The sequence below is a fragment of the Pseudomonas sp. G.S.17 genome (genome assembly GCF_038096165.1).
GTDB lineage: Bacteria > Pseudomonadota > Gammaproteobacteria > Pseudomonadales > Pseudomonadaceae > Aquipseudomonas.
Genome location: NZ_CP151076.1, coordinates 1,404,688 through 1,426,236 on the forward strand (window position 1 = coordinate 1,404,688; position 21,549 = coordinate 1,426,236).

Genomic DNA, 21,549 nt, shown 5'->3' on the forward strand with positions numbered 1-21,549 from the left:
TTTTATAGAGATTAGTTGATTATTGATAATAGAGTGGGAATGATCGGGCGTCCGGCATTGTCCGGCACCCACTAGCAAGAGATGCCCTGGAGCCCGCGTAATTGCGGGCTTTTGGCTTTTTGGGGCTGGCAAACTCTGGCAGTTTTCTGCATCGCAGCAGTTGGGTCAATTCCACAGCTGCACCGACAGCGTACAGGGAACTTTCGCTCTGCAAATGGCTCTATACAGGCCTTCTTTCAGGCTGTTCAGGGATCGAATGAAAACTTCTTTGGCGTTTCCATTAGCAATCACTTTCGCTCTTGTCATGACCGGCTGCAGCAGTCGCCAGGCGGGTGATCTTACTTCAGAACCGGTAGTTCCACTGGCCATGAATGACCATCAAGCCAGCGTGACTTTCCGTACCATAGGCGGCGAGGGTGATCATCCTGTCAGTTACACGTACGGCTATGCCAATGCTGGATTTGAGAGCGCAGGTGATCGGGTTTATGACTCTGCTTACTTCAAGCGCATACCGGCTTATCTGAAGAAAATTGCCGGTGGTACCGACAGCATCAGTAAGCTGGTCGAGGCTGACAAAACGGTGTTCGTGGAAGGGGTGGTCAAGGTCAAACCGTTCACCTTCAACGGTATTCCCATGCCTACGCCGTTCGACAAGGAGCAGCCTGTTGCGCAGCAATTCACGCCGCAAGCCAAGAAGAATTACCTGGTTGAAACCGTGATCGCCGACACGTGGGTCATGAACGTGTATGAAGTCTCCGCAACCGGTGAACGCAAAACCATTGGCGTTCGAAAAAAAGACGCCGCCGCAAACTGACCGCGCAGGGAGTTCATGGGTAGCCGCAGACGATACCGCCAGGGCGACTGACGGTATCGCTTGACGGGGCGTACGGTCGCGCAGGGTTCTATACTCATTTGCGTCAAGTTACGGCGATATACACGCCGCGATAAGGAGCCTGCCATGGACGACACCCAACGACTTGCCGCCTTGCGCATCGTTTTGATTGCTGTCGGTCTGATCGCCGTATTTGCGATCTGGCCGCTGATGATCCTGTGGCCGTCCGGCTGGACGTGGCACAGCGGACATTCCGATTACCCGCTGATGATTGTCGGCATCTACGCGACGCTTGGCGTGTTCCTGCTGATGGCGTCGCGCGATCCGCTGAAAAATCTGAGCCTGATCTGGTTCACGGTGTGGTCGAGCGTCGTGCATGGCGCGATCATGGCCGTGCAGTCCTTCGGCGTCGGAATGGATGGAGGGCACCAGTTCGGCCATTTGTTTGGCGATGTGCCTGCGCTGTTTATCGTCGCTGCAACGCTGGCGTTCTTCACGCCGCGCGGCGTTAAGGTCGTAGGGTGAGAGACGGCCTGTCTAAAAGGCCGGGATGACCCTCAAGGTTGCCCGGCCTTTTTTATGCGCTTTGTCCCGTCGCTCAGTTGACGTTTTTCATGCCCATCAACTCAAGCGCAGCCACCAGTTCACCGATGTTGTTGAAGTTGCGCCTGCTGATGGCCGGCCACTGCGGGCGATCTATGAACACCTTGCCGAAGCGATTTTTGATGCGGGTTCGCACCACCGAGTTGTCCTTGCTGCGATGCACCAGCATCGGCTCACCCGAGCTTTCATCAATGACGAACATGCCAGGCTGGACCACTAGCCGGTCGCTCGACATTCTGCTGAAGGTTCTGGATATGACAACTCGCAGCCTGAAATCGCTTTTCACGAAGCTGTCAGGCTCGCCTATGTCGCCGGGCATGGTCCGTCCCGGGTCAATCGTAAAACCCTCCGGCTCTCCTGGCGCAACGTCCTCGACCCGCAATCCTATGGCGCCTTCGAGTTCGCTGATCCCGCCGACTCCATGGAACGTGTTGGCATGGGAGTTACCTACCATGGCGATCCACTTGCCGTTCGCTCCCCGATTTACCGCGTCAGCTCTAATGATCGAGTGGGTGAAGAAGTTCATCATTTTCTGTCGAGCAACGTTAGTCGGATCCTGCATGCCATCCAGCCGATAGCTGGCCATGCAATCAATGGCCTGGACGCGTATCCGGTTTTCATTGGCGGCTTTGATCACTTGCAAAAACGTGTATTGGCCCGATGGGTCAGTGTTGTGGCCAATGTCCATGTTTCGCAAATACTGCTCCAGTTTCGTGCCCATGCGTCCTGAGCGGGCGAACTCATCCAGATCAGCCTGATGAAAATCAGTGAGCAAATGTTCCATATACAGCGTGCGAACCTTGAGTTTTTTCAGCAGCTTCATGTTTTCGATGAGGAAGCGCTTGCTGCCGATTCCTGAATGGCTCTCGCCGATGACCAGGCCGTCGTTGCTGCGGAAAAACTTGCCGAGGGCGGACTTGGGGGATGCCTGGGCTTCCAGTTCCGGCATCTGTGGCCGGGCTGGTAATTTCAGGTTTTCATAAAACTCGCAGGCGTCAGTGCGCAAGCGTTCCCTGATGGCTCTGAATTGTTGATAGGGATCTCTCCAGTTATGCGTCAAAGGCATCATGTCGCCTCGCAATACCGCCCGATCGCTGCCGTTGGCACCTTTGATGACCTCCGCCCTCATCGACTCTGGCACCTCGTAAGTGCTGATCACCGAGGCCGGTGGGGACGGACGGGGAATGCGCGGTATCCGCGACGCCGCAGGGCCGCCACCGCGAAGTCCATTGCGATTGACCACTTCCCAGTCGCCGTACGCATTGAGTCGGACCGGGAGGTTGTCGTAGAAGGAGAAGGGGTTTTGCGGGTCGATAATCACCCAGCTATTCACTTCATTGACGTAGCGCACCTGATAATAACCGTGCTCGATTGCGATGTAAGTCTCCCCGTTGGCCAGTTGATAAATGCCATGCATGCGGCCGGCTTGCGTCGATGGCGTGAAGCCGGCAAGCAGATGATTAGTCCTGAATCTGGCGAGCAGGTCCTGGTTGTCTGCCGCTGTTTCAGTCGGGACGATGTCAGTGGGGGCTTCCACCGCTTTTTCCATAACGTCCGGAGTCTGTGGCGGAGGGCTGTCTTCGCTGAAATTGGCCAGGTACTCGGTTTGCCCTTCATTCATATGTGAAATACCCGCATCCAGCAGAAACAGGCAATTGAGCAGGCTGTCCACGGCGCTGAGGATTGCACCGATGACGCCCGCCTTGCGCTCGGCCGTGGTGTGGCCGTTGACGGCCTGATCGACGTTCAAACCCATGTCTGCCAAACCGGCGCCGACTACTGCAAGGGCAATGGGCCAGTCCAGCGCGGCCAGCGGGCCGAACACATGGGAGAAGGCGTTGAGGTAACCAATCCACATCTGCTCGCGCAGATCGCCATTGGAGCGCAGGGAAAAGTCGGCATCGGCGTTCATGCGATCACGTGCGGCATCGCGCAACCAGGTAAATGCATCGATGCCGAGGTCTTGATCAAGCTGATTGAGCAGGCCGCTCGCGGAAATGTCGGCATGGGAAGGCAGCAGATCCATCAAATGATCAAGGCCCGCGTCGGGATCGTTCTCATGGCGCATTGCCAACGGGAAATGGGCCAGGAATCGGGCTCTGTCGGCGCTTTTGGTGGTGGTGTCGACCAGCCATTGCCGAAGCTGCTCCTGCGTATCGAAGGCCTGAAAAGCGAAGGTTTCGCCAGGGATATAAATGATCTGCCTGCCGGTGGAGGTCACCACGCGCAGGATGTCGCTGGCTTGATGCCCACCGATGTCAAAAGTGGTGACGCGCAACCCGGTTGGCACACTTGTCACGTCGGTGAGCATCGACAGCTGGAAAGGCGCATGGACGTTGGACGCCACCGCGCTGAGGAGGGTCAGCAAATCCGTCATGGCCAGATGTTCGCTTTCGCGTTCCTCCAGTGCCTTGGCGAGAAAGTTGGCTTTGGCGAGGGTTCTGAACTCATCGGCACTGCTCTGCCAGAATGCATCGAGTCGTTCCCGGTACGCGGTACAGAAGTCGATGTTCCAGAAATCATTCATGACGTCGACGGGAAGCATTTTGACTTCATTGCTGGTGTTGTAAGCGCCGGCTTCAGGGCCTTGGGTATAAAAGCCGCCCATCACTTGCAGGTTGTCGGCATTGTCCTGGTCGTGAGCATTGAATCGATGCAAGACCAGTTGGGGCAGGGTCATGGATTCAATCGGGCTGCCCACGTGCTGCCAGCCATTGAACGTGAGCGGGCTGCTCATCGCCGTGGTGAAGCGATGCCAATAGACAGTGTCAGGCTCGATATCGGTTCCGGTGCGGTTTTTCAGGATGGATTTGGCAATATCGCGTGCCATCTCCCGCATATCCGGACAAGCCTCGACAAGGCTAATGCCCAAGGTTTTCAGCTGGTCGATTTCGAGGTTTGGCGTGGGGTTGGTTTCAGGCATCGGAGATTTCTTCTGAAGTGGAATTTCCCCCAGCGTGTCGCGAGTGGCCGCCTGAATAGCACTAAATAGTTACTGCGACGTTCACGCGCTTATTTTTTGCCAAATGCAGGTGTATCGTATTCGCCCTTCGCATCGACTCTCAGGTGCGCTCGCCCGTATTTTTCTAGAGGTTCCTGTGTCTATGTCCTTCAGCCGTCGACAAATACTCGCAGGTCTGGCCGGTCTTGCCGTGGTCGGTTTGGGCGCGGGTGGCGCGTCGCGGTATTGGCTGGGCCGTCGCGGGCCGGGTGAAGGGCATGATTTCGAATTGATTGCCGCGCCGCTGGATGTGGAGCTGGTTGCAGGGCATCAGACCCCGGCCTGGGCGTTTGGCGGCTCGGCGCCGGGTACCGAGCTGCGGGTGCGGCAGGGTGAATGGTTGCGTTTGCGCTTCATCAATCAACTGCCGGTCGAGACCACCATTCACTGGCACGGCATTCGCCTGCCGCTGGAAATGGACGGCGTACCCTACGTTTCTCAGTTGCCGGTGAAGCCGGGTGAGTATTTCGACTACAAATTCCGTGTGCCCGATGCCGGCAGTTACTGGTATCACCCGCACGTCAGCAGCAGCGAAGAGCTGGGGCGCGGATTGGTTGGCCCGTTGATCATCGAAGAGCGCGAACCGACCGGGTTCCTGCACGAGCGCACGATCAGTCTGAAAAGCTGGCACGTGGACGAAGTCGGCGCGTTCACCGAATTCAGTGTCACTCGCGAAGCCGCCCGCGAAGGCACGGCCGGTCGGCTCTCGACGCTCAACGGTGTGCCGCAGGCGGTGATTGATCTGCCTGCCGGGCAAATTGTCCGCGTGCGTCTGCTCAATGTCGACAACACCGTGACCTATCGCCTGAACATTCCAGGCGTCGAAGCGCAGATCTATGCGCTGGACGGCAACCCGATCAGCCCGCGACCGTTGGGCAAGGATTACTGGCTGGGGCCGGGCATGCGCATTTGCCTGGCCATCAAGGCGCCGCCGGCAGGCGAAGAACTTTCGTTGCGCAATGGCCCGGTGCGGCTGGGGACATTTCGCTCGGTTGCCAATAACGACGCGCCAACGCAATGGCCGCCGGCGCTGCCCGCCAACCCGGTTGCCGAACCGGATCTGGAAAACGCCGAGAAGCTCAATTTCAACTTCGAGTGGGTTGGCTCGGTCTCGGTCAATGTCGACAACGGCAAACCACCCAGCCTGTGGCAGATCAACGGGCAGGCCTGGGACATCACGGACAAGACCTGTGCCGATCGGCCGATTGCCAAACTGGTGCTGGGCAAGAGTTACATTTTCGAACTCAAAAACATGACCCAGTACCAACATCCAATCCATTTGCATGGCATGAGCTTCAAGGTGATCGGCTCCAATCGCCGAGAAATCATCCCGTATTTCACCGACACGTTTTTGCTGGGCAGGAACGAGCGCGCGCGAGTTGCGCTGGTGGCGGATAATCCTGGGGTGTGGATGTTCCACTGCCATGTGATCGATCACATGGAAACCGGGCTGATGGCAGCAATCGAGGTTTCGTAATGCGGCAACCGCAAATCATTGATCGCAGCCGCGATCAGGACTTCATGCGCGAAGCGCTGGCATTGGCAGCCGAAGGCGCATTGCTCGGCGAGGTGCCGGTCGGCGCGGTGCTGGTTCAGGATGGGGTAATCATTGGGCGTGGCTTCAACTGCCCGATCAGCGGCAGCGACCCAAGTGCCCATGCCGAAATGGTCGCCATCCGCGCCGCCGCGCAAGCAGTGAGCAATTACCGTTTACCCGGCAGCACACTGTACGTAACCCTTGAACCGTGCAGCATGTGCGCCGGGCTCATCGTCCATTCGCGTGTCGCTCGGGTGGTGTATGGAGCGCTCGAACCCAAGGCCGGTATCGTGCAAAGCCAGGGGCAGTTTTTCAGTCAGGGCTTTCTCAACCATCGCGTTTTGTTCGAAGGCGGCGTGTTGGGCGAGGAGTGCGGGACGATGCTCAGCGAGTTTTTCAGGATGCGGCGAGCGAAGGGCTGATCACTGATTCTGTGGGAGCTTGCTCGCGAAGGATCGGTACATCCAACAGAGATTTAGCGCCTGTAACAGAGCTTCGCGAGCAAGCTCGCTCCCACCAAGCCTTGTCCTGCTAGACCGAAGTATCAAAGCGGCGGGTTATCTTCCGGCGGTTTGACCTTGTTTACGCCTGGCACATGCAGATTGCTCTCCGCGACCTGGCTGCCCTCCAGTTGCGGCTGGTTTACCCAGGTCAGGATGTCGTAATAGCGGCGAATGTTGGCGACAAAACTGACCGGTTCGCCGCCTCGGGCGTAGCCGTAACGGGTTTTGCTGTACCACTTCTTTTGAGACAGGCGGGGCAACATTTTTTTAACGTCGAGCCATTTATTGGGATTCAGGCCCTCGTTTTCCGCCAATTTGCGCGCATCGTCCAAGTGACCGCCACCAATGTTGTAGGAAGCGAGAGCAAACCATGTGCGATCGGGCTCTTTTATCTTGTCATCTAGCTGATCTTTCACGTAGGCAAAGTACTTCGCCCCGCCTTGAATGCTTTGTTTGGCGTCCAGTCGATTGGACACGCCCATGGCTTGTGCCGTGTTTTGCGTCAGCATCATCAGCCCGCGCACGCCAGTCTTGGAGGTGACGCTGGGCTGCCACATGGATTCCTGATAGCCAATCGCAGCCAGCAGTCGCCAGTCCACCTGTTCTTTCTTGGCGAAAGTCTGGAAATGCTTCTCGTATTTGGGCAAGCGTTCCTGCAAATGCTGGGCGAAGGTATAGGCGCCGACGTAACCGAGAACGTCCACATGACCGTAATAGCGGTCCTTGAGGCGTTGCAGCATGCCGTTCTTCTGCACTTTATCGAGGAACGAATTGATCTCGTTGATCAGGCTATTGTCTTCGCCGAGCGCCACGGCCCAGCGTTGTTGCCGACCCTCGCCCAGATCGAACGCGACCCGCACATTGGGGAAATACACCTGATTCATCGCCAGCTCGTTGGAATCCACCAGCGTCAGGTCAATCTGGCCTTCATCGACCATGCGCAACAGATCGACGACTTCAACGGCGTCGGATTCTTCATATTCTATGGCGGGATTTTTCAGTTTCAGCGCGGCAAGTTGCTCGGCGTGGCTGCTGCCTTTGAGCACGGTGATGCGTTTGCCCACCAGATCACCGGCATCGGTGGGGCGCGACTGGCCATTGCGGTAGATGACTTGTGGGGTGACATCCAGGTACGGATGGGAAAAACGCACCTGCTTTTTACGCTGCTCGGTGTCGATCAAACCGGCTGCCGCGAGCACTGGGCCGCCGGGTTTCTGCATCTGGTCAAACAACTCGTCTAGGTTGTCAGAGGTTTCGATTTTGAGCTCAACCCCCAGATCTTCGGCGAAACGCTTGACTAATTCGTACTCGAAACCGGTTTCACCGTTGCGATCCTGAAAATAAGTCGCCGGGCTGTTGCGGGTGATAACGCGCAGAACGCCATCCTCCTTTACTCGCTCCAATGTGGTGGGTTTATCCACACAGGCGCTGAGCATCAGGAAGAGTCCGGTTGCGATGAGCCATTTGGCACAACGAGGGCGGAAATCTGATTGGGGAAACATCGGTGCAGTATACGCAAAGGACACCTGTCGCCATATCTCGACAGCGAAGGCGGCGTCTGATAGAGCTGGCGTTTTCTTGCACTCGGCATGCGTGCCGACGTTCGGGCAGCTGCAAGTTGGCCGTTTCGGGTGCCGAAAGGGCCGGTTTAGGCTAGAATGCACGGCCTCAAAGCACACCCCTTCCCGAGGCTGTCCCGAAGATGTTGACCCTGCGCGGTGCTCCTGCCCTTTCTGCCTTTCGCCACAGCAAATTACTTGAGCAACTGAAACAAAAAGTTTCGGCTGTCAGTGGCTTGTATGCTGAATTTGCCCACTTCGCCGAGATTGCTGGCGATCTGACTGGCGAGGAACAGGAAGTTCTCGTTCGCATCTTGAAATACGGCCCAAGCGTGCCGGTTCAAGAGCCAGGCGGCCGGTTGTTCCTGGTATTGCCTCGTTTCGGCACCATTTCACCCTGGTCGAGCAAGGCCAGCGATATTGCCCGTAACTGCGGTCTGGCGAAAATCCAGCGTCTGGAACGCGGCATCACCTTCTATGTAGAAGGCCAGTTCAGTGAAGCCGAGGCGCAAGTCATCGCCGGCTGCCTGCACGATCGCATGACGCAAATGGTGCTGGGCTCGTTGCAGGAAGCCGAAGGGCTGTTCACCCACGCCCAACCCAAGCCGCTGATCGCCATCGATGTACTGGGCGGTGGCCGTGCTGCGCTGGAGAAGGCCAACGTCGAGTTGGGCCTGGCGCTGGCGGAAGACGAAATCGATTATCTGGTCACCAGCTTTGCCGGTCTGGGGCGCAACCCGCACGACATCGAGCTGATGATGTTCGCTCAGGCGAACTCCGAACACTGCCGCCACAAGATCTTCAATGCCAGCTGGGACATTGATGGCGAGAGTCAGGAAAAAAGCCTGTTCGGCATGATCAAGAACACCTACGTCATGCACAGCGAAGGCGTGCTGTCGGCTTATAAAGACAACGCCTCGGTCATCGTTGGCAGCGTTGCCGGCCGTTTCTTCCCGGATCCGGAAACCCGCCAGTACGGCGCGGTGCAGGAGCCGGTGCATATCCTGATGAAGGTCGAGACCCACAACCACCCGACGGCGATTGCCCCGTTCCCTGGTGCATCTACCGGTTCCGGCGGCGAGATTCGCGACGAAGGCGCAACCGGACGCGGTGCCAAGCCCAAGGCTGGCCTAACCGGTTTCACCGTTTCCAACCTGCAGATCCCCGGTTTCGAACAACCTTGGGAAGTGCCGTACGGCAAGCCCGAGCGCATCGTAACCGCGCTGGACATCATGCTCGAAGGCCCGCTGGGTGGCGCGGCGTTCAACAATGAATTCGGTCGTCCGGCGCTGACCGGCTATTTCCGTACCTTCGAACAATCCATCACCACGCCGCATGGCGATGAAGTTCGCGGTTATCACAAGCCGATCATGCTGGCTGGCGGCATGGGTAACATCCGTGCCGAACACGTACAGAAAGCCGAGATCACTGTCGGCTCCAAGCTGATCGTGCTGGGCGGCCCGGCGATGTTGATCGGCCTGGGTGGCGGTGCAGCATCATCGATGGCCACCGGCACCAGCTCTGCGGATCTGGATTTCGCTTCGGTGCAGCGTGAAAACCCCGAGATGGAGCGTCGTTGCCAGGAAGTCATCGACCGTTGCTGGCAGCTGGGCGACAAGAACCCGATCAGCTTCATTCACGACGTCGGCGCGGGTGGTTTGTCCAACGCCTTCCCTGAACTGGTGAACGATGGCGGTCGAGGCGGTCGCTTCGAACTGCGCAACGTACCCAATGACGAGCCGGGCATGGCCCCGCTGGAAATCTGGAGCAACGAATCCCAGGAACGCTACGTGATGGCGGTGGGCGCGGAAGACTTCGAGCGCTTCAAGGCCATTTGCGAGCGTGAACGCTGCCCGTTCGCCGTCGTTGGTGAGGCCACTGAAGAGCCGCAACTGACCGTGACCGACAGCCATTTCGGCAACAGCCCGGTGGACATGCCGCTGGAAGTGCTGCTGGGCAAGGCGCCACGCATGCACCGTTCGGCTGACCGCGAAGCGGAGCTGGGCGATGACTTCGATCCGAGCACCCTCGATATCGAAGAAAGCGTGCAGCGCGTTCTGCATCACCCGGCCGTTGCCAGCAAAAGCTTCCTGATCACCATTGGTGACCGCAGCATCACCGGTCTGGTCGCTCGCGATCAGATGGTCGGTCCGTGGCAGGTTCCGGTTGCCGACTGCGCCGTGACCGCTACCAGCTTCGACGTCAATACCGGCGAAGCCATGGCCATGGGCGAGCGTACTCCGCTGGCACTGCTCGACGCTCCGGCGTCCGGGCGTATGGCGATTGGCGAGACGCTGACCAACATCGCGGCCTCGCGCATCGGCAAAATCTCCGACATCAAATTGTCCGCCAACTGGATGTCCGCTGCCGGTCACCCGGGTGAAGACGCGCGCCTGTACGACACCGTCAAGGCGGTCGGCATGGAGCTGTGTCCGGCGCTGGGCATCACCATTCCAGTGGGCAAGGACTCGATGTCCATGAAAACCCGCTGGAGCGATGAAGGCGCCGAGAAGACGGTCACTTCGCCAATGTCGTTGATCGTTACCGGCTTCGCGCCAGTGCTGGATATCCGCCAGACCCTGACGCCAGAGCTGCGCATGGACAAGGGCATTACCGACCTGATCCTGATCGATCTGGGCCGTGGCCAGAACCGCATGGGCGCTTCGATCCTGGCTCAAACACATGGCAAGCTCGGCCGTATCGCACCGGACGTTGATGACTCCGAAGACCTCAAGGCGTTCTTCGCGGTCATCCAGGGTCTGAATGCTGACGGTCACTTGCTGGCTTACCACGACCGTTCCGATGGTGGTTTGCTGGTTACTGCTCTGGAAATGGCCTTCGCCGGTCATTGCGGCTTGAACCTGTACCTGGACGGCCTGGCTGAATCCGCCAGCGAGCTGCCAGCAATCCTGTTCAACGAGGAGCTGGGTGCGGTCATCCAGGTTCGTCAGGACGCCACGCCGGACGTGCTTGCCCAGTTCAGTGCTGCTGGTCTTGAAGATTGCGTTGCGGTGATCGGTCAGCCAATCAACAACGACGAAGTCGCCATCAGCTTCAACGGCGAGCCGGTGTTCGGCGGCCAACGTCGCTTGCTGCAACGTCAATGGGCTGAAACCAGTTACCAGATCCAGCGTCTGCGTGATAACGCCGAATGCGCCGACCAAGAGTTCGATGCGCTGCTGGAAGAAGATAATCCGGGCCTGAGCGTCAAGCTGGGCTTCGACGTCAACGACGACATCGCCGCGCCGTACATCAAGACGGGTGTTCGCCCGCAAGTGGCGGTGCTGCGTGAGCAGGGCGTCAACGGTCAGGTGGAAATGGCGGCAGCGTTCGACCGTGCCGGGTTCAACGCCATTGACGTGCACATGAGCGATATTCTCGCCGGTCGCGTTGATCTCAATGACTTCAAGGGCATGGTTGCCTGCGGCGGCTTCTCGTACGGTGACGTGCTGGGTGCCGGTGAAGGCTGGGCCAAGTCGGCGTTGTTCAACGCCCGTGCCCGTGATGCTTTCCAGGGCTTCTTCGAACGTCAGGACAGCTTCACGCTGGGCGTGTGTAACGGTTGCCAGATGTTGTCCAACCTGCACGAACTGATTCCGGGCACCGAGTTCTGGCCGCATTTCGTGCGCAACCGCTCCGAGCAGTTCGAAGCGCGAGTGGCAATGGTGCAGATTCAGGAGTCGGCGTCGATCTTCCTGCAAGGCATGGCCGGTTCGCGCATGCCGATCGCCATTGCCCACGGTGAAGGTCACGCTGAGTTCGCCAGCGACGAAGCGCTGATCGCCGCTGATGTATCCGGCACCGTGGCCCTGCGTTTCGTCGACAACCACGGCAAGGTGACCGAAGCCTACCCGGCCAACCCGAACGGCTCGCCGCGCGGGATCGGTGGTCTCACCAGCCGCGACGGTCGCGTCACCATCATGATGCCGCACCCTGAGCGGGTATTCCGTGCCGCACAGAACTCGTGGCGTCCGGAAGACTGGAACGAAGACGGTGCGTGGATGCGTATGTTCCGCAATGCGCGGGTCTGGGTGAACTAAGGCTGTGTTCAAACTTGCCTTTTTTGTTCCGCCGAGCCATGTAGAGGCTGTCAAACAAGCCGTATTCGCCGCTGGAGGAGGGCGAATCGGGGCGTACGACAGCTGCGCATGGCAAACGCTGGGCCAGGGTCAGTTCCGCCCGTTGGATGGCAGCAAGCCATTTATCGGGCAGAGCGGCGTGGTCGAAAGCGTGGAGGAATGGAAGGTCGAGCTGGTCGTGGCTGACGAGCTGATTCAGCAGGTGGTGGTGGCTCTCAAGCAGAGCCATCCCTACGAAACGCCAGCCTACGAGGTTTGGCGGCTGGAGGCGTTCTGAACACTGAGACTACCGCCTTGTAGGACCGGATTTATCCGGGAGGGCGGTATGTGTGGTGCAAGAAATACATCAGATGTACCACTTCTCGCGGATGAATCCGCTCCTACGAGTCGGCGCTATGCCGTAGGACCGGATTTATCCGGGAGGGCGGTATGTGTGGTGCAAGAAATACATCAGATGTACCACTTCTCGCGGATGAATCCGCTCTCATCAAACATAAAATAACCCACTGTTTTGACTAAGAAAAATCACGCAGCTTTCACCAGTTCCAATCCCAACTTGCGGGCCTTGCGCAGCAAGGCCCGCATCTGCCTGTCTTGGGTCTTGGCTTCGTAAGCCTCCATTCCTTGTTCAACGTAAGGCTGGCCTTTGGTCAGCATTGCGTAGATCAAGCGGGCAAGTTGGTGGGCGGTTGCCTTGATCGCACAGCTGGTGTCCATCCTTGCCAAACGCGAACGATGGCTGGCACCGATGAAGCTTTTGTCATTGCGCGCATTGGAGGCGGCTTGCTTCAACGCCTGGGCTGCTCGATTCAGGACTTTGGGACCACTGCCGGGCAGCTGTCTACCGCCTGATATTCGGGTCGGGGGCGCAAGACCCAGCCAGGAACAAAAGTGTCCCGATGTCGGAAAACGTGACAAGTCAGGGCCGATCTCACTGGCGAGCACCAAGGCCGTATCTACGCCGAGGGTCGGAATAGCCGTCAGATCAACTCCCATGATTTTCCAGAGAGCCTGATGCAAACCGGCTTGCTCCGATGAAGAACGATGCGGACTGCGCAGCGCCTTGGTCGAGGGCTGAGGCTTGTCGTTGAGTGTCGGCAATTGTTCAAGCACCTGTCTGATCGCTTGGTCGCACTCAGCGATCTGCCCTTCAAGAAAGTCGTAGCAAGCCACTTCCTGAGCCAGGGCATGCAGGTGTTCCAGGCGCCAGTTGCCTCGTAAACTGCGCTCAATGGTTTCGTGATCAGCCTTGATGCGCCGATCTCGAAAAGCGGCCAGCTTTTGTGGATTACGCTCACCCTCGATAATGGCGCGCAGGATTTTCATTCCCGTCACACCCGCGATATTGCTGATCACATTGGCGAGCTGGATATTCATCTGGCTCAACGCCTTCTGCATACGGTTGAGCGTTTGAGCCTGATCGCGAACTTTATTGGCGCGCTGGCGCACTATCGAACGCATGGAGCAGATGGCGTCCGAAGGTCGGAAGGCCCCCCGCAGAAGGCCATAGCTCATGAGCTGCCAAATCCACTGGCAATCCAGCACGTCAGATTTACGGCCCGATATCTGGCGTGTGGCCCGGGAGTTGACCAGATAGACGTCGAATCCGCGGGCATCCAGAATTTCGAACAGGGGAATCCAGTAAACCCCGGTCGCCTCCATCGCGACCACGCTGATACTTAGCGATTCGAGCCAGTCGGCCAAACCGAGCAAGTCGTCGGTAAAGGTGGAAAAACTGCGCACCGGGTTATCGCATCGATCAGGGTCGACGCCAACCCAATGCTCACGACTGCCAATATCGATGCCCGCACAGTCATCGTGAACAATTCGTAAACGTTTCTGCTGGTTCTTGCGCGCCATGAGAATTCCTCGCAGGATTAAGGGGCGCGCGGGGTACACGGTGGCGAAAAGATTCACTCTCTCATACGTGGTCACAGCAAGCTGTGCCGACAATGACTCCACGCCGATACCGTGCGGACCACTCTCCTACTCGGGTGCTGTCACACCAGTGCGGGCTACGGTCTCTGTCCCGCGCGCACCTTCAACGCTAGACGCATCCCCCGTTTGCTGCGCGACAGCGCGGCGTCTGGACGACGGGGGATCTCCTACGAGTCGGCGCCATGCCGTAGGACCGGATTTATCCGGGAGGGCGGTATTTGTGGCGCAAGAACTACATCAGATGTGCCACTTCTCGCGGATGAGTCCGCTCCTACGGCTTGGAGTCTAGCGGCCTCTTTGCGGGTGAATTTCCTACAGCAGGTTCTCGTAGGTTGATGTGTGCGGGCAACCGCCTTACGGCCTGATCTCGATCATCGTGCCGTCCTTCACCAGATCCCACACTTCGCGCATGTCATTGTTTTTCATGGCAATGCAGCCGTTGGTCCAGTCCAGGGTATGGAAATACCATTCCGGATATTCTTCATCCACAGGCGTGCCGTGGATCATGATCATGCTGCCGGGGTTGACCCCTTCGCGACGCGAGCGAGCCGAGTCGGTGATGTTCGGGTAGGAAATGTGCATCGACAGGTTGTAGTTGGTGCTGTTCTTGCGCCAGTCGAGCCAGTAGAAACCTTCCGGCGTGCGTTGATCGCCTTCCTGCAACTTGGTGCCCTTGGGTTGCTTGCCCAGGGAAATGCGATAAGTCTTGAGCGCTTCGCCGGCACTGATTAGCTGCAACTGACGCGCCGATTTGAGCACCAGAACCTTTTCGATCTTGCGATCGGCGATGTTCTCGGTGTTGATCACTTTGTTGCCGACGATTTTCTGCTCGCTGCCCTTGGGCACGATGGTTTGCGTGAACGCAGCCTGGGACAGCGGAACGAATGACAAGCACAAGACAGCAAGCAACCAACGCATCGAAACGATTTCCCTGAAGCGGCGCCAGGCTGCGCCGATGATGTTAAGTGTCCTGTATAGGCCGCGACGGCGGCAACGCGTCGGTTCGCACAGGGTAAATCTGCTGGCGCCGGTCGGCGAAGAAGCATTCTAGAGTACGTCTGACCGTCATGAAAGCCAGCTCTGACCATGGGATATCGGCTTCGTCGAACAAGGCCACTTCCAGGCTCTCGATGCCAGCGGCGAATGTCGGGGACGCCATCTGCGCACGATAGAACACGTGGACCTGATTGATATGCGGCACATCCACCAACATGTACAGATGCAGATCGCCCAGGGTCGCGCAGGCTTCTTCATCCGTCTCGCGGCGCGCGGCTTGCTCGATGGTTTCGCCGTTCTCCATGAAGCCGGCGGGCAGGGTCCAGAAACCCAGGCGCGGTTCGATGGCGCGCCGACACAGCAAGACTTTGTCGTCCCACAGGGGCAGGCAACCCGCCACGATATTCGGGTTCTGATAATGAATGGTGTGGCAGTGTTCACACACGTAGCGCGGGCGGCTATCGCCTTCGGGAATACGTTGTATGACCGGGTTACCGCACTGGCTGCAGAATTTCATGGAGTCATTCGATTGCTGAATTCAGCCGCTATCTTGGCGTGCGACGCGCCTGCTCGGCAAGAAGCGCTTTGGATTGGCTCAAGTTGTCCTACAAGGGCTTGGGCAGTTCGCCGCTTTGGTGCATGATGCCGGGTAGGCAACAGATCGAGATTTCCCATGCTGGACGAGCTATTTCGCCGTGTAAGCAGTCATACGCCGAGCACTCTTGAGACGGATCGACGTTTCCCCGAGGCTGCGGTGTTATTGCCCATTACTCGCAGTGACGAACCCGAGTTGATCCTGACCCTGCGTGCCAGCGGTCTGTCGACCCATGGTGGCGAAGTGGCTTTCCCCGGCGGGCGGCGGGATCCTGAGGACGTGGATCTGGTGTTCACTGCCTTGCGCGAGGCCGAGGAGGAAATAGGCTTGCCGCCCGGTCTGGTGGAAGTCATCGGTCCGCTCAGCCCGTTGATCTCCAAGCACGGCATCAAGGTCACGCCCTATGTAGGACTGATCCCCGATTTCGTTGAATACCGCCCCAATGACGCAGAGATTGCTGCTGTGTTCAGCGTGCCGCTGGAGTTTTTTCGGCAGGACACCCGGGAACATACGCACCGCATCGATTACCAGGGGCGCAGCTGGTACGTGCCAAGCTATCGTTACGGCGAGTATAAAATCTGGGGCCTGACCGCGATCATGATCGTCGAGCTGATCAATGTGCTGTATGACAGCAAAATCAGCCTGCATCAGCCACCCGAACATTCCGTGACCTGAGCTTGACCATTGGCCGCAGCGCCTTGAGGAACGATGCATGAAATACCGTCTGGGCGACGCCCGTGTCGAAACCGATCCGAACAGCTGGGTCGCACCCAATGCCGTGCTGATCGGCAAGGTCAAGCTTGAGGCGGGCGCCAGTGTCTGGTTCAACGCTGTGCTGCGTGGTGACAACGAGCTGATTCATATTGGCGAGAACAGCAACGTGCAGGACGGAACGGTCATGCACACCGACATGGGTTCACCGCTGGAAATCGGCAAAGGCGTGACCATTGGCCATAACGTCATGCTGCACGGTTGCAGCGTGGGGGACTACAGCCTGATCGGCATCAATTCGGTGATCCTCAACGGCGCGAAAATCGGCAAATACTGCCTGATCGGCGCCAATTCCCTGATAGGCGAAGGCAAGGTCATCCCCGACGGTTCCCTGGTAATGGGTTCGCCCGGCAAGGTGGTGCGCGAACTCACCGACGTCCAGAAAAAGATGCTTGAAGCCAGCGCTGCGCATTACGTCAGCAACGCCCGACGCTACGCTCGGGACCTGCAGCCGCAGGACGACTGAGCATGCAAACCGAACGCCGCGTCCCGTCCCCTTGCGTGAGCATTTGCGCGCTGGACGACGATGATGTCTGCCTGGGTTGCCAGCGCACCGTCAAGGAAATCACCGACTGGCACGCCCTGGACAACGAGCAGCGCCGTGCGGTGCTGGTGTTGTGCCATGAGCGGGCGGAGGCGAGTGGGTTGGTTTGGTCGGTGCCGTCACCTTCCTGAAACCGTGAAACATTTTCGCGAGCAAGCTCGCTCCCACAGGGCCAGCGTCTATCTTTCTTGGTGGGAGCGAGCTTGCTCGCGAAGCGGTCTGTCCGACATTACGCCTCGCCAACAAGTTGGCTCCTACAGATTCTCGCGGCTGGTACTATCAGCGCATCTTCCCGCCATATAAGCCTCGCCCATGTTCTTCCTGATCACCTACATCGGCAGTGTCGTGCTGATCAACTTTGCGTTCTCTACCGCGCCGCATCTGGACGTCATCTGGTCGGCGTGGGGTGGATTGGTGTTTGTGCTGCGCGACATGGTGCAGACCCGCTTCGGCCATGGCGCGATCTTTGCCATGCTGGCGGCGTTGGTGTTGTCCTACGTGACCTCTGATCCCACCATTGCGCTGGCCAGCGCCACGGCGTTCGCAGTGTCCGAATGCATTGACTGGCTGGTCTTCAGTATCACCAAACGGCCGCTGCATGACCGGCTCTGGCTGAGCTCGGCGCTGAGCATCCCGCTGGACACCTTTATCTTCTTCGGCATGATCGACGCCATGACCACACCTGTCATCGTGACTGCGCTGGCCTCCAAGTTCGCCGGTGTCACGGCGGTGTGGTTGATCATGGTCTGGCGCGCGCGCAAGAACGCTTGTCCGGGCTGAGGTCCAATTCCCTGGGCTTCGTGGTAAATTGCGCGCCTTTCTCCACCGTGGCGTCCTGCATTCTGGCGGGCTGCCCTCGATATCTGCTCCACGAGGACCTGAGATGACTCAAATCGGAACTCCACTGTCGCCTACCGCGACCCGCGTTTTGCTCTGCGGTTGCGGCGAACTGGGCAAGGAAGTAGTGATCGAATTGCAACGCCTTGGCGTCGAAGTGATCGCAGTTGACCGCTATGCCAACGCGCCCGCCATGCAGGTCGCCCATCGCAGCCATGTGATCAACATGCTCGACGGTGCCGCGCTGCGTGCAGTCATCGAAGCCGAGAAGCCACATTTTATCGTGCCGGAAATCGAGGCCATCGCCACCGCGACGCTGGTGGAACTGGAGTCCGAAGGCTTCACCGTGATTCCGACCGCACGCGCCGCGCAGCTGACCATGAACCGCGAAGGCATTCGTCGTCTGGCCGCTGAAGAGCTGGACCTGCCGACTTCGCCCTATCACTTCGCCGACACCTTCGAAGACTATCGCAAGGCCGTGGAAGACCTGGGTTTCCCCTGTGTCGTCAAGCCGGTGATGAGTTCTTCGGGCAAAGGCCAGAGCCTGCTCAAGACCACCGACGACGTGCAGAAAGCCTGGGATTACGCCCAGGAGGGCGGTCGCGCCGGCAAAGGTCGGGTGATTATCGAAGGCTTCATCGATTTCGATTACGAAATCACCCTGCTGACCGTGCGTCACGTGGGCGGTACGACGTTCTGCGCGCCGGTTGGCCATCGTCAGGAGAAAGGCGACTATCAGGAATCCTGGCAGCCACAGGTCATGAGCCCGATAGCGCTGGCGGAATCCGAGCGCGTTGCCAAGGCCGTGACCGAAGCCTTGGGCGGTCGCGGGCTGTTTGGCGTCGAGCTGTTCATCAAAGGTGATCAGGTCTGGTTCAGCGAAGTCTCGCCGCGTCCACACGACACTGGCCTGGTAACCCTGATTTCGCAGGATCTGTCGCAATTCGCGCTGCACGCTCGCGCCATTCTTGGCCTGCCAATCCCGTTGATTCGTCAGTTCGGGCCATCGGCTTCAGCAGTGATTCTGGTTGAGGGCAAATCCACCCAGACGGCGTTCGCCAACCTGGGCCAGGCCCTGAGTGAACCAGATACGGCGCTGCGTCTGTTCGGCAAGCCGGAAGTCGATGGCCAGCGCCGCATGGGTGTGGCTCTGGCTCGCGATGAATTCATCGAAGCCGCCCGTGCCAAGGCGACGCGTGCTTCGCGGGCGGTTAAGGTTCAGTTGTAACGTTCAGTTGTAAGATGGCCAGCACGCACCGCCACAGTTCCCTTATGGCAACTGTGGCGTGCGTATCAAACAGTGGTCGCCCGGATCGTTAACTGGCTATTCGCGTGTTTTCGTGAATATAAGCAGCGACGTTGCCCGGCGGGTTCCACATCAGTACGTCGAGAATCGATAGATTGCCGATGAATTCGTACGGCGCGGTGTCGTAGACAAACGTCGACACATCCAGAAAGCGCAACTCTATCCCCCGTTGCTGCCACTCACTGGCAACGAATATCGCCCGTCCACCCGGCGCGTTGATGTACCGGCTCGCCTCCAGTGCGCTGCTGATTTCCAATGCCCATTGGCCTGGATGCTGAATGGGTGGCAATTGCAGATCCATGGCCGAATGCGGCTTCCAGCTGAAAGGCAGGTCGAGGTAATCGCAGGTGGTTTTGAGCGACTGCGTGTTCAGTTCGCCGACGCCATTGTCCTTGACCGAGGCAAATGTGTTTCTGATCAGGTCGCGCACTTTTTGATAGAAAGGCGCCTTGCCGCGATAGTGCTCCAGCTGGCCGAGAATGCGTTGTAATGCGGCCGAGTGATCAATCACCGTGGTGGCCTGGATCGACGTGCCCAGTGTGGTGCTCACCGGCACGTTGATATATTGCCAGCCACCTTTTGCATCAAGAATCCGGTTGCGATTCATCCAGGTCTTGCGGCAGTACTGCGCGGTGTCGAAGATCACTCCGCGCTCCGCCGCCGCGATGAGTTGAAAGTACCCCAGATAGGGGAAGAAATAAGGTTGCATGATGGCTAGCGTGTTATTCATTTCTGGCGTCTTCAGAGCGGTTCCCCGGAACCTTGAGAATAGCCGTCGAAATGACTGTGCCTGTGGGAATAACCAATGAATACGGGGTTTTTTGGGTCTGGCCGACAAATGACCGGCAGGACTGCCTGCAAATCATCTGTCGACTTCCCATCGGTGGCGTCAGGCGATCTTGTCCAGGTCGGCGTGACGCGTTTCCTTCAGGCACAGCACGGCGATCAGACTGATTAATGCCGCTGCTGATACGTACCCGCCAACCCAGCTCAAGCCGCCCATTGCTACCAGTTTCTGAGCAAAGAACGGCGCCACCGAAGCACCGACAATACCGCCCAGGTTGTAGGCTGCAGACGCGCCGGTGTAACGCACGCGTGTAGGAAACAGTTCCGGCAGCATGGCGCCCATCGGAGCGAAGGTAATGCCCATCAGGAACAGTTCGATACACAGGAACAAGGCCACTGCCCAGGTCGTGCCGTGGGTCAGCAAAGGCTCCATGGTGAAGCCGGACAGAATCGCCAGAACCCCGCCAATGATCAGCACCGGACGCCGGCCGAAGCGGTCGCTGGCCCAGGCAGCCAAAGGCGTGGCCGCAGCCATGAACAGTACGGCGAAGCACAGCAAACCGAGGAAGGTCTCGCGACTGTAGCCCAGGGTCGAGACGCCGTAGCTCAGCGAGAACACGGTCGAGATGTAAAACAGCGCGTAGCAGACCACCATGGACGCCGCACCCAGCAGCATCGGCGCCCAGTATTGGCTGAACAGCTCGGCGATTGGCATCTTGACCCGTTCGTGGCGAGCAATGGCGTTGGCGAAGATCGGCGTTTCTTCCAGCTTGAGTCGCACGTACAGGCCAACCATCACCAACACCGCGCTCAGCAGGAACGGAATCCGCCAGCCCCAGGAGCGAAACTGTTCGTCGTCCAGGGTTATCGCCAGCGTCAGAAACAACCCGTTGGCGGCGAGGAAACCAATCGAAGGGCCCAGCTGCGGGAACATGCCGAACCAGGCGCGCTTGCCCGGCGGGGCGTTTTCAGTGGCCAGCAACGCCGCACCACCCCATTCGCCGCCAAGGCCCAAGCCTTGCCCGAAACGCAGGACGCACAGCAGGATCGGCGCCCAGGCCCCGATAGTCGCGTAACCGGGCAGCACGCCGATCAGCGTGGTGCAGACCCCCATCAACAATAGCGAGGCGACCAGCGTCGACTTGCGGCCAATGCGGTCACCGAAGTGGCCGAACAGCGCTGAGCCCAGTGGACGTGCGAGAAAGGCGATGCCGAAGGTCAGAAACGCCGACAGCATCTGTGCGGTGCCGGAAGTCTGCGGAAAGAACACCGGCCCGATCACCAAAGCGGCGGCGGTGGCGTAGACATAAAAGTCGTAGAACTCGATTGCCGTACCGATGAAGCTGGCCGTGGCGACCCGTGTCGCGGAGTTGGCCGGACGAGCCGGAGCAGCGTGATTTTCGCCGAGGGCGGAAGTTGTGGTCATGCGGGAATCCCTGACAGTCATCTTGCCTGTCGACAATCGCCTTGGCTGGGCGATGCACGGCGGCAAACATTAATTATTGTGGGGACAGCGCTGATCAGGTTAGCCCGGATGTGGACAAGAGGCGTGGCAATGCCGAAGGGTAGGGCGGATGCCAGGGAAGTGCGCGAAACATTTCAGGCTGAGTGACTGGCCGATCAGGCTGAGTGCGGGTAGCACGCGGATCGGCGGGGCTGGGT

At 58.6% G+C, this 21,549-nt stretch carries 18 protein-coding genes; 11 read left to right on the forward strand and 7 right to left on the reverse strand.

The genetic code is table 11. From position 1 onward, the window contains the following. Positions 1-256: 256 nt before the first annotated feature. Positions 257-814: a hypothetical protein gene (locus tag AABC73_RS06355; protein ID WP_341522892.1), complete on the forward strand. Its 558-nt coding sequence runs from the start codon at positions 257-259 to the stop codon at positions 812-814. A 144-nt stretch (positions 815-958) separates the two neighbouring features. Continuing rightward, positions 959-1,357, forward strand: a complete 399-nt coding sequence (locus tag AABC73_RS06360; RefSeq protein ID WP_341522893.1) for a DUF6632 domain-containing protein — start codon at positions 959-961, stop codon at positions 1,355-1,357. 73 nt (positions 1,358-1,430) lie between these two features. Here AABC73_RS06360 and AABC73_RS06365 read toward each other — a convergent pair whose 3' ends face one another. After that, positions 1,431-4,358: a membrane-targeted effector domain-containing toxin gene (locus AABC73_RS06365; RefSeq protein ID WP_341522894.1), complete on the reverse strand. Its 2,928-nt coding sequence runs from the start codon at positions 4,356-4,358 to the stop codon at positions 1,431-1,433. 181 nt (positions 4,359-4,539) lie between these two features. Between AABC73_RS06365 and AABC73_RS06370 the strand changes: the two genes are divergently transcribed. Beyond that, positions 4,540-5,913: a multicopper oxidase family protein gene (locus tag AABC73_RS06370; protein WP_341522895.1), complete on the forward strand. Its 1,374-nt coding sequence runs from the start codon at positions 4,540-4,542 to the stop codon at positions 5,911-5,913. Then, the gene (tadA, locus tag AABC73_RS06375) at positions 5,913-6,395 is read left to right on the forward strand and encodes a tRNA adenosine(34) deaminase TadA (protein WP_065835131.1); all 483 of its coding nucleotides are present in this window, start codon (positions 5,913-5,915) and stop codon (positions 6,393-6,395) included. Before AABC73_RS06370 ends, tadA begins: the two co-directional genes overlap by 1 nt. 122 nt (positions 6,396-6,517) lie before the next feature. On the opposite strand, the gene mltF is transcribed toward tadA, so the two are convergent. Further along, positions 6,518-7,978 (reverse strand): membrane-bound lytic murein transglycosylase MltF, encoded by a 1,461-nt coding sequence (gene mltF, locus AABC73_RS06380; RefSeq protein ID WP_341522896.1) that lies wholly within the window; start codon positions 7,976-7,978, stop codon positions 6,518-6,520. Positions 7,979-8,178: 200 nt separating this feature from the next. On the opposite strand from mltF, the gene purL reads away from it, so the two are divergent. Together purL and AABC73_RS06390 are read left to right on the forward strand one after the other, a co-directional pair. Further along, positions 8,179-12,075: a phosphoribosylformylglycinamidine synthase gene (gene purL, locus AABC73_RS06385; protein WP_341522897.1), complete on the forward strand. Its 3,897-nt coding sequence runs from the start codon at positions 8,179-8,181 to the stop codon at positions 12,073-12,075. Between the two features lie 4 nt (positions 12,076-12,079). After that, positions 12,080-12,391: a YqfO family protein gene (locus tag AABC73_RS06390; protein ID WP_341522898.1), complete on the forward strand. Its 312-nt coding sequence runs from the start codon at positions 12,080-12,082 to the stop codon at positions 12,389-12,391. Between the two features lie 248 nt (positions 12,392-12,639). On the opposite strand, the gene AABC73_RS06395 is transcribed toward AABC73_RS06390, so the two are convergent. The 3 genes from AABC73_RS06395 to AABC73_RS06405 form a co-directional block, all read right to left on the reverse strand. Further along, the gene (locus AABC73_RS06395; protein ID WP_341520479.1) at positions 12,640-13,974 is read right to left on the reverse strand and encodes an IS110 family transposase; all 1,335 of its coding nucleotides are present in this window, start codon (positions 13,972-13,974) and stop codon (positions 12,640-12,642) included. A 432-nt stretch (positions 13,975-14,406) separates the two neighbouring features. Beyond that, positions 14,407-14,970: a L,D-transpeptidase family protein gene (locus AABC73_RS06400; RefSeq protein ID WP_341522899.1), complete on the reverse strand. Its 564-nt coding sequence runs from the start codon at positions 14,968-14,970 to the stop codon at positions 14,407-14,409. Positions 14,971-15,013: 43 nt separating this feature from the next. Continuing rightward, on the reverse strand, positions 15,014-15,565 hold the full coding sequence (locus tag AABC73_RS06405) for an NUDIX hydrolase (protein WP_341522900.1): 552 nt from the start codon (positions 15,563-15,565) through the stop codon (positions 15,014-15,016). A 156-nt stretch (positions 15,566-15,721) separates the two neighbouring features. On the opposite strand from AABC73_RS06405, the gene AABC73_RS06410 reads away from it, so the two are divergent. The 5 genes from AABC73_RS06410 (at position 15,722) to purT (ending at position 19,023) form a co-directional block, all read left to right on the forward strand. Next, a complete protein-coding gene (locus tag AABC73_RS06410) occupies positions 15,722-16,318 on the forward strand; it encodes a CoA pyrophosphatase (RefSeq protein WP_341522901.1) in 597 nt (198 codons plus the stop codon). A 37-nt stretch (positions 16,319-16,355) separates the two neighbouring features. Continuing rightward, entirely contained in the window at positions 16,356-16,880 is a 525-nt protein-coding gene (locus AABC73_RS06415) for a gamma carbonic anhydrase family protein (RefSeq protein WP_341522902.1), read from the forward strand. 2 nt (positions 16,881-16,882) lie between these two features. Then, entirely contained in the window at positions 16,883-17,089 is a 207-nt protein-coding gene (locus AABC73_RS06420; RefSeq protein ID WP_331153081.1) for a DUF1289 domain-containing protein, read from the forward strand. A gap of 181 nt (positions 17,090-17,270) precedes the next feature. Then, positions 17,271-17,738 carry a preQ0 transporter gene (locus AABC73_RS06425; RefSeq protein ID WP_341522903.1) on the forward strand — a complete coding sequence of 156 codons (468 nt, stop codon included), beginning with the start codon at positions 17,271-17,273 and terminating at the stop codon, positions 17,736-17,738. Positions 17,739-17,841: 103 nt separating this feature from the next. Beyond that, complete coding sequence (gene purT, locus AABC73_RS06430) at positions 17,842-19,023, forward strand: formate-dependent phosphoribosylglycinamide formyltransferase (RefSeq protein ID WP_341522904.1); 1,182 nt, start codon at positions 17,842-17,844, stop codon at positions 19,021-19,023. Between the two features lie 88 nt (positions 19,024-19,111). Here the strand turns inward: purT and AABC73_RS06435 are convergent, their stop codons facing one another. Next, complete coding sequence (locus AABC73_RS06435) at positions 19,112-19,831, reverse strand: WbqC family protein (protein ID WP_341522905.1); 720 nt, start codon at positions 19,829-19,831, stop codon at positions 19,112-19,114. A gap of 159 nt (positions 19,832-19,990) precedes the next feature. Beyond that, positions 19,991-21,313: an MFS transporter gene (locus AABC73_RS06440; RefSeq protein WP_341522906.1), complete on the reverse strand. Its 1,323-nt coding sequence runs from the start codon at positions 21,311-21,313 to the stop codon at positions 19,991-19,993. Positions 21,314-21,549 lie beyond the last annotated feature (236 nt).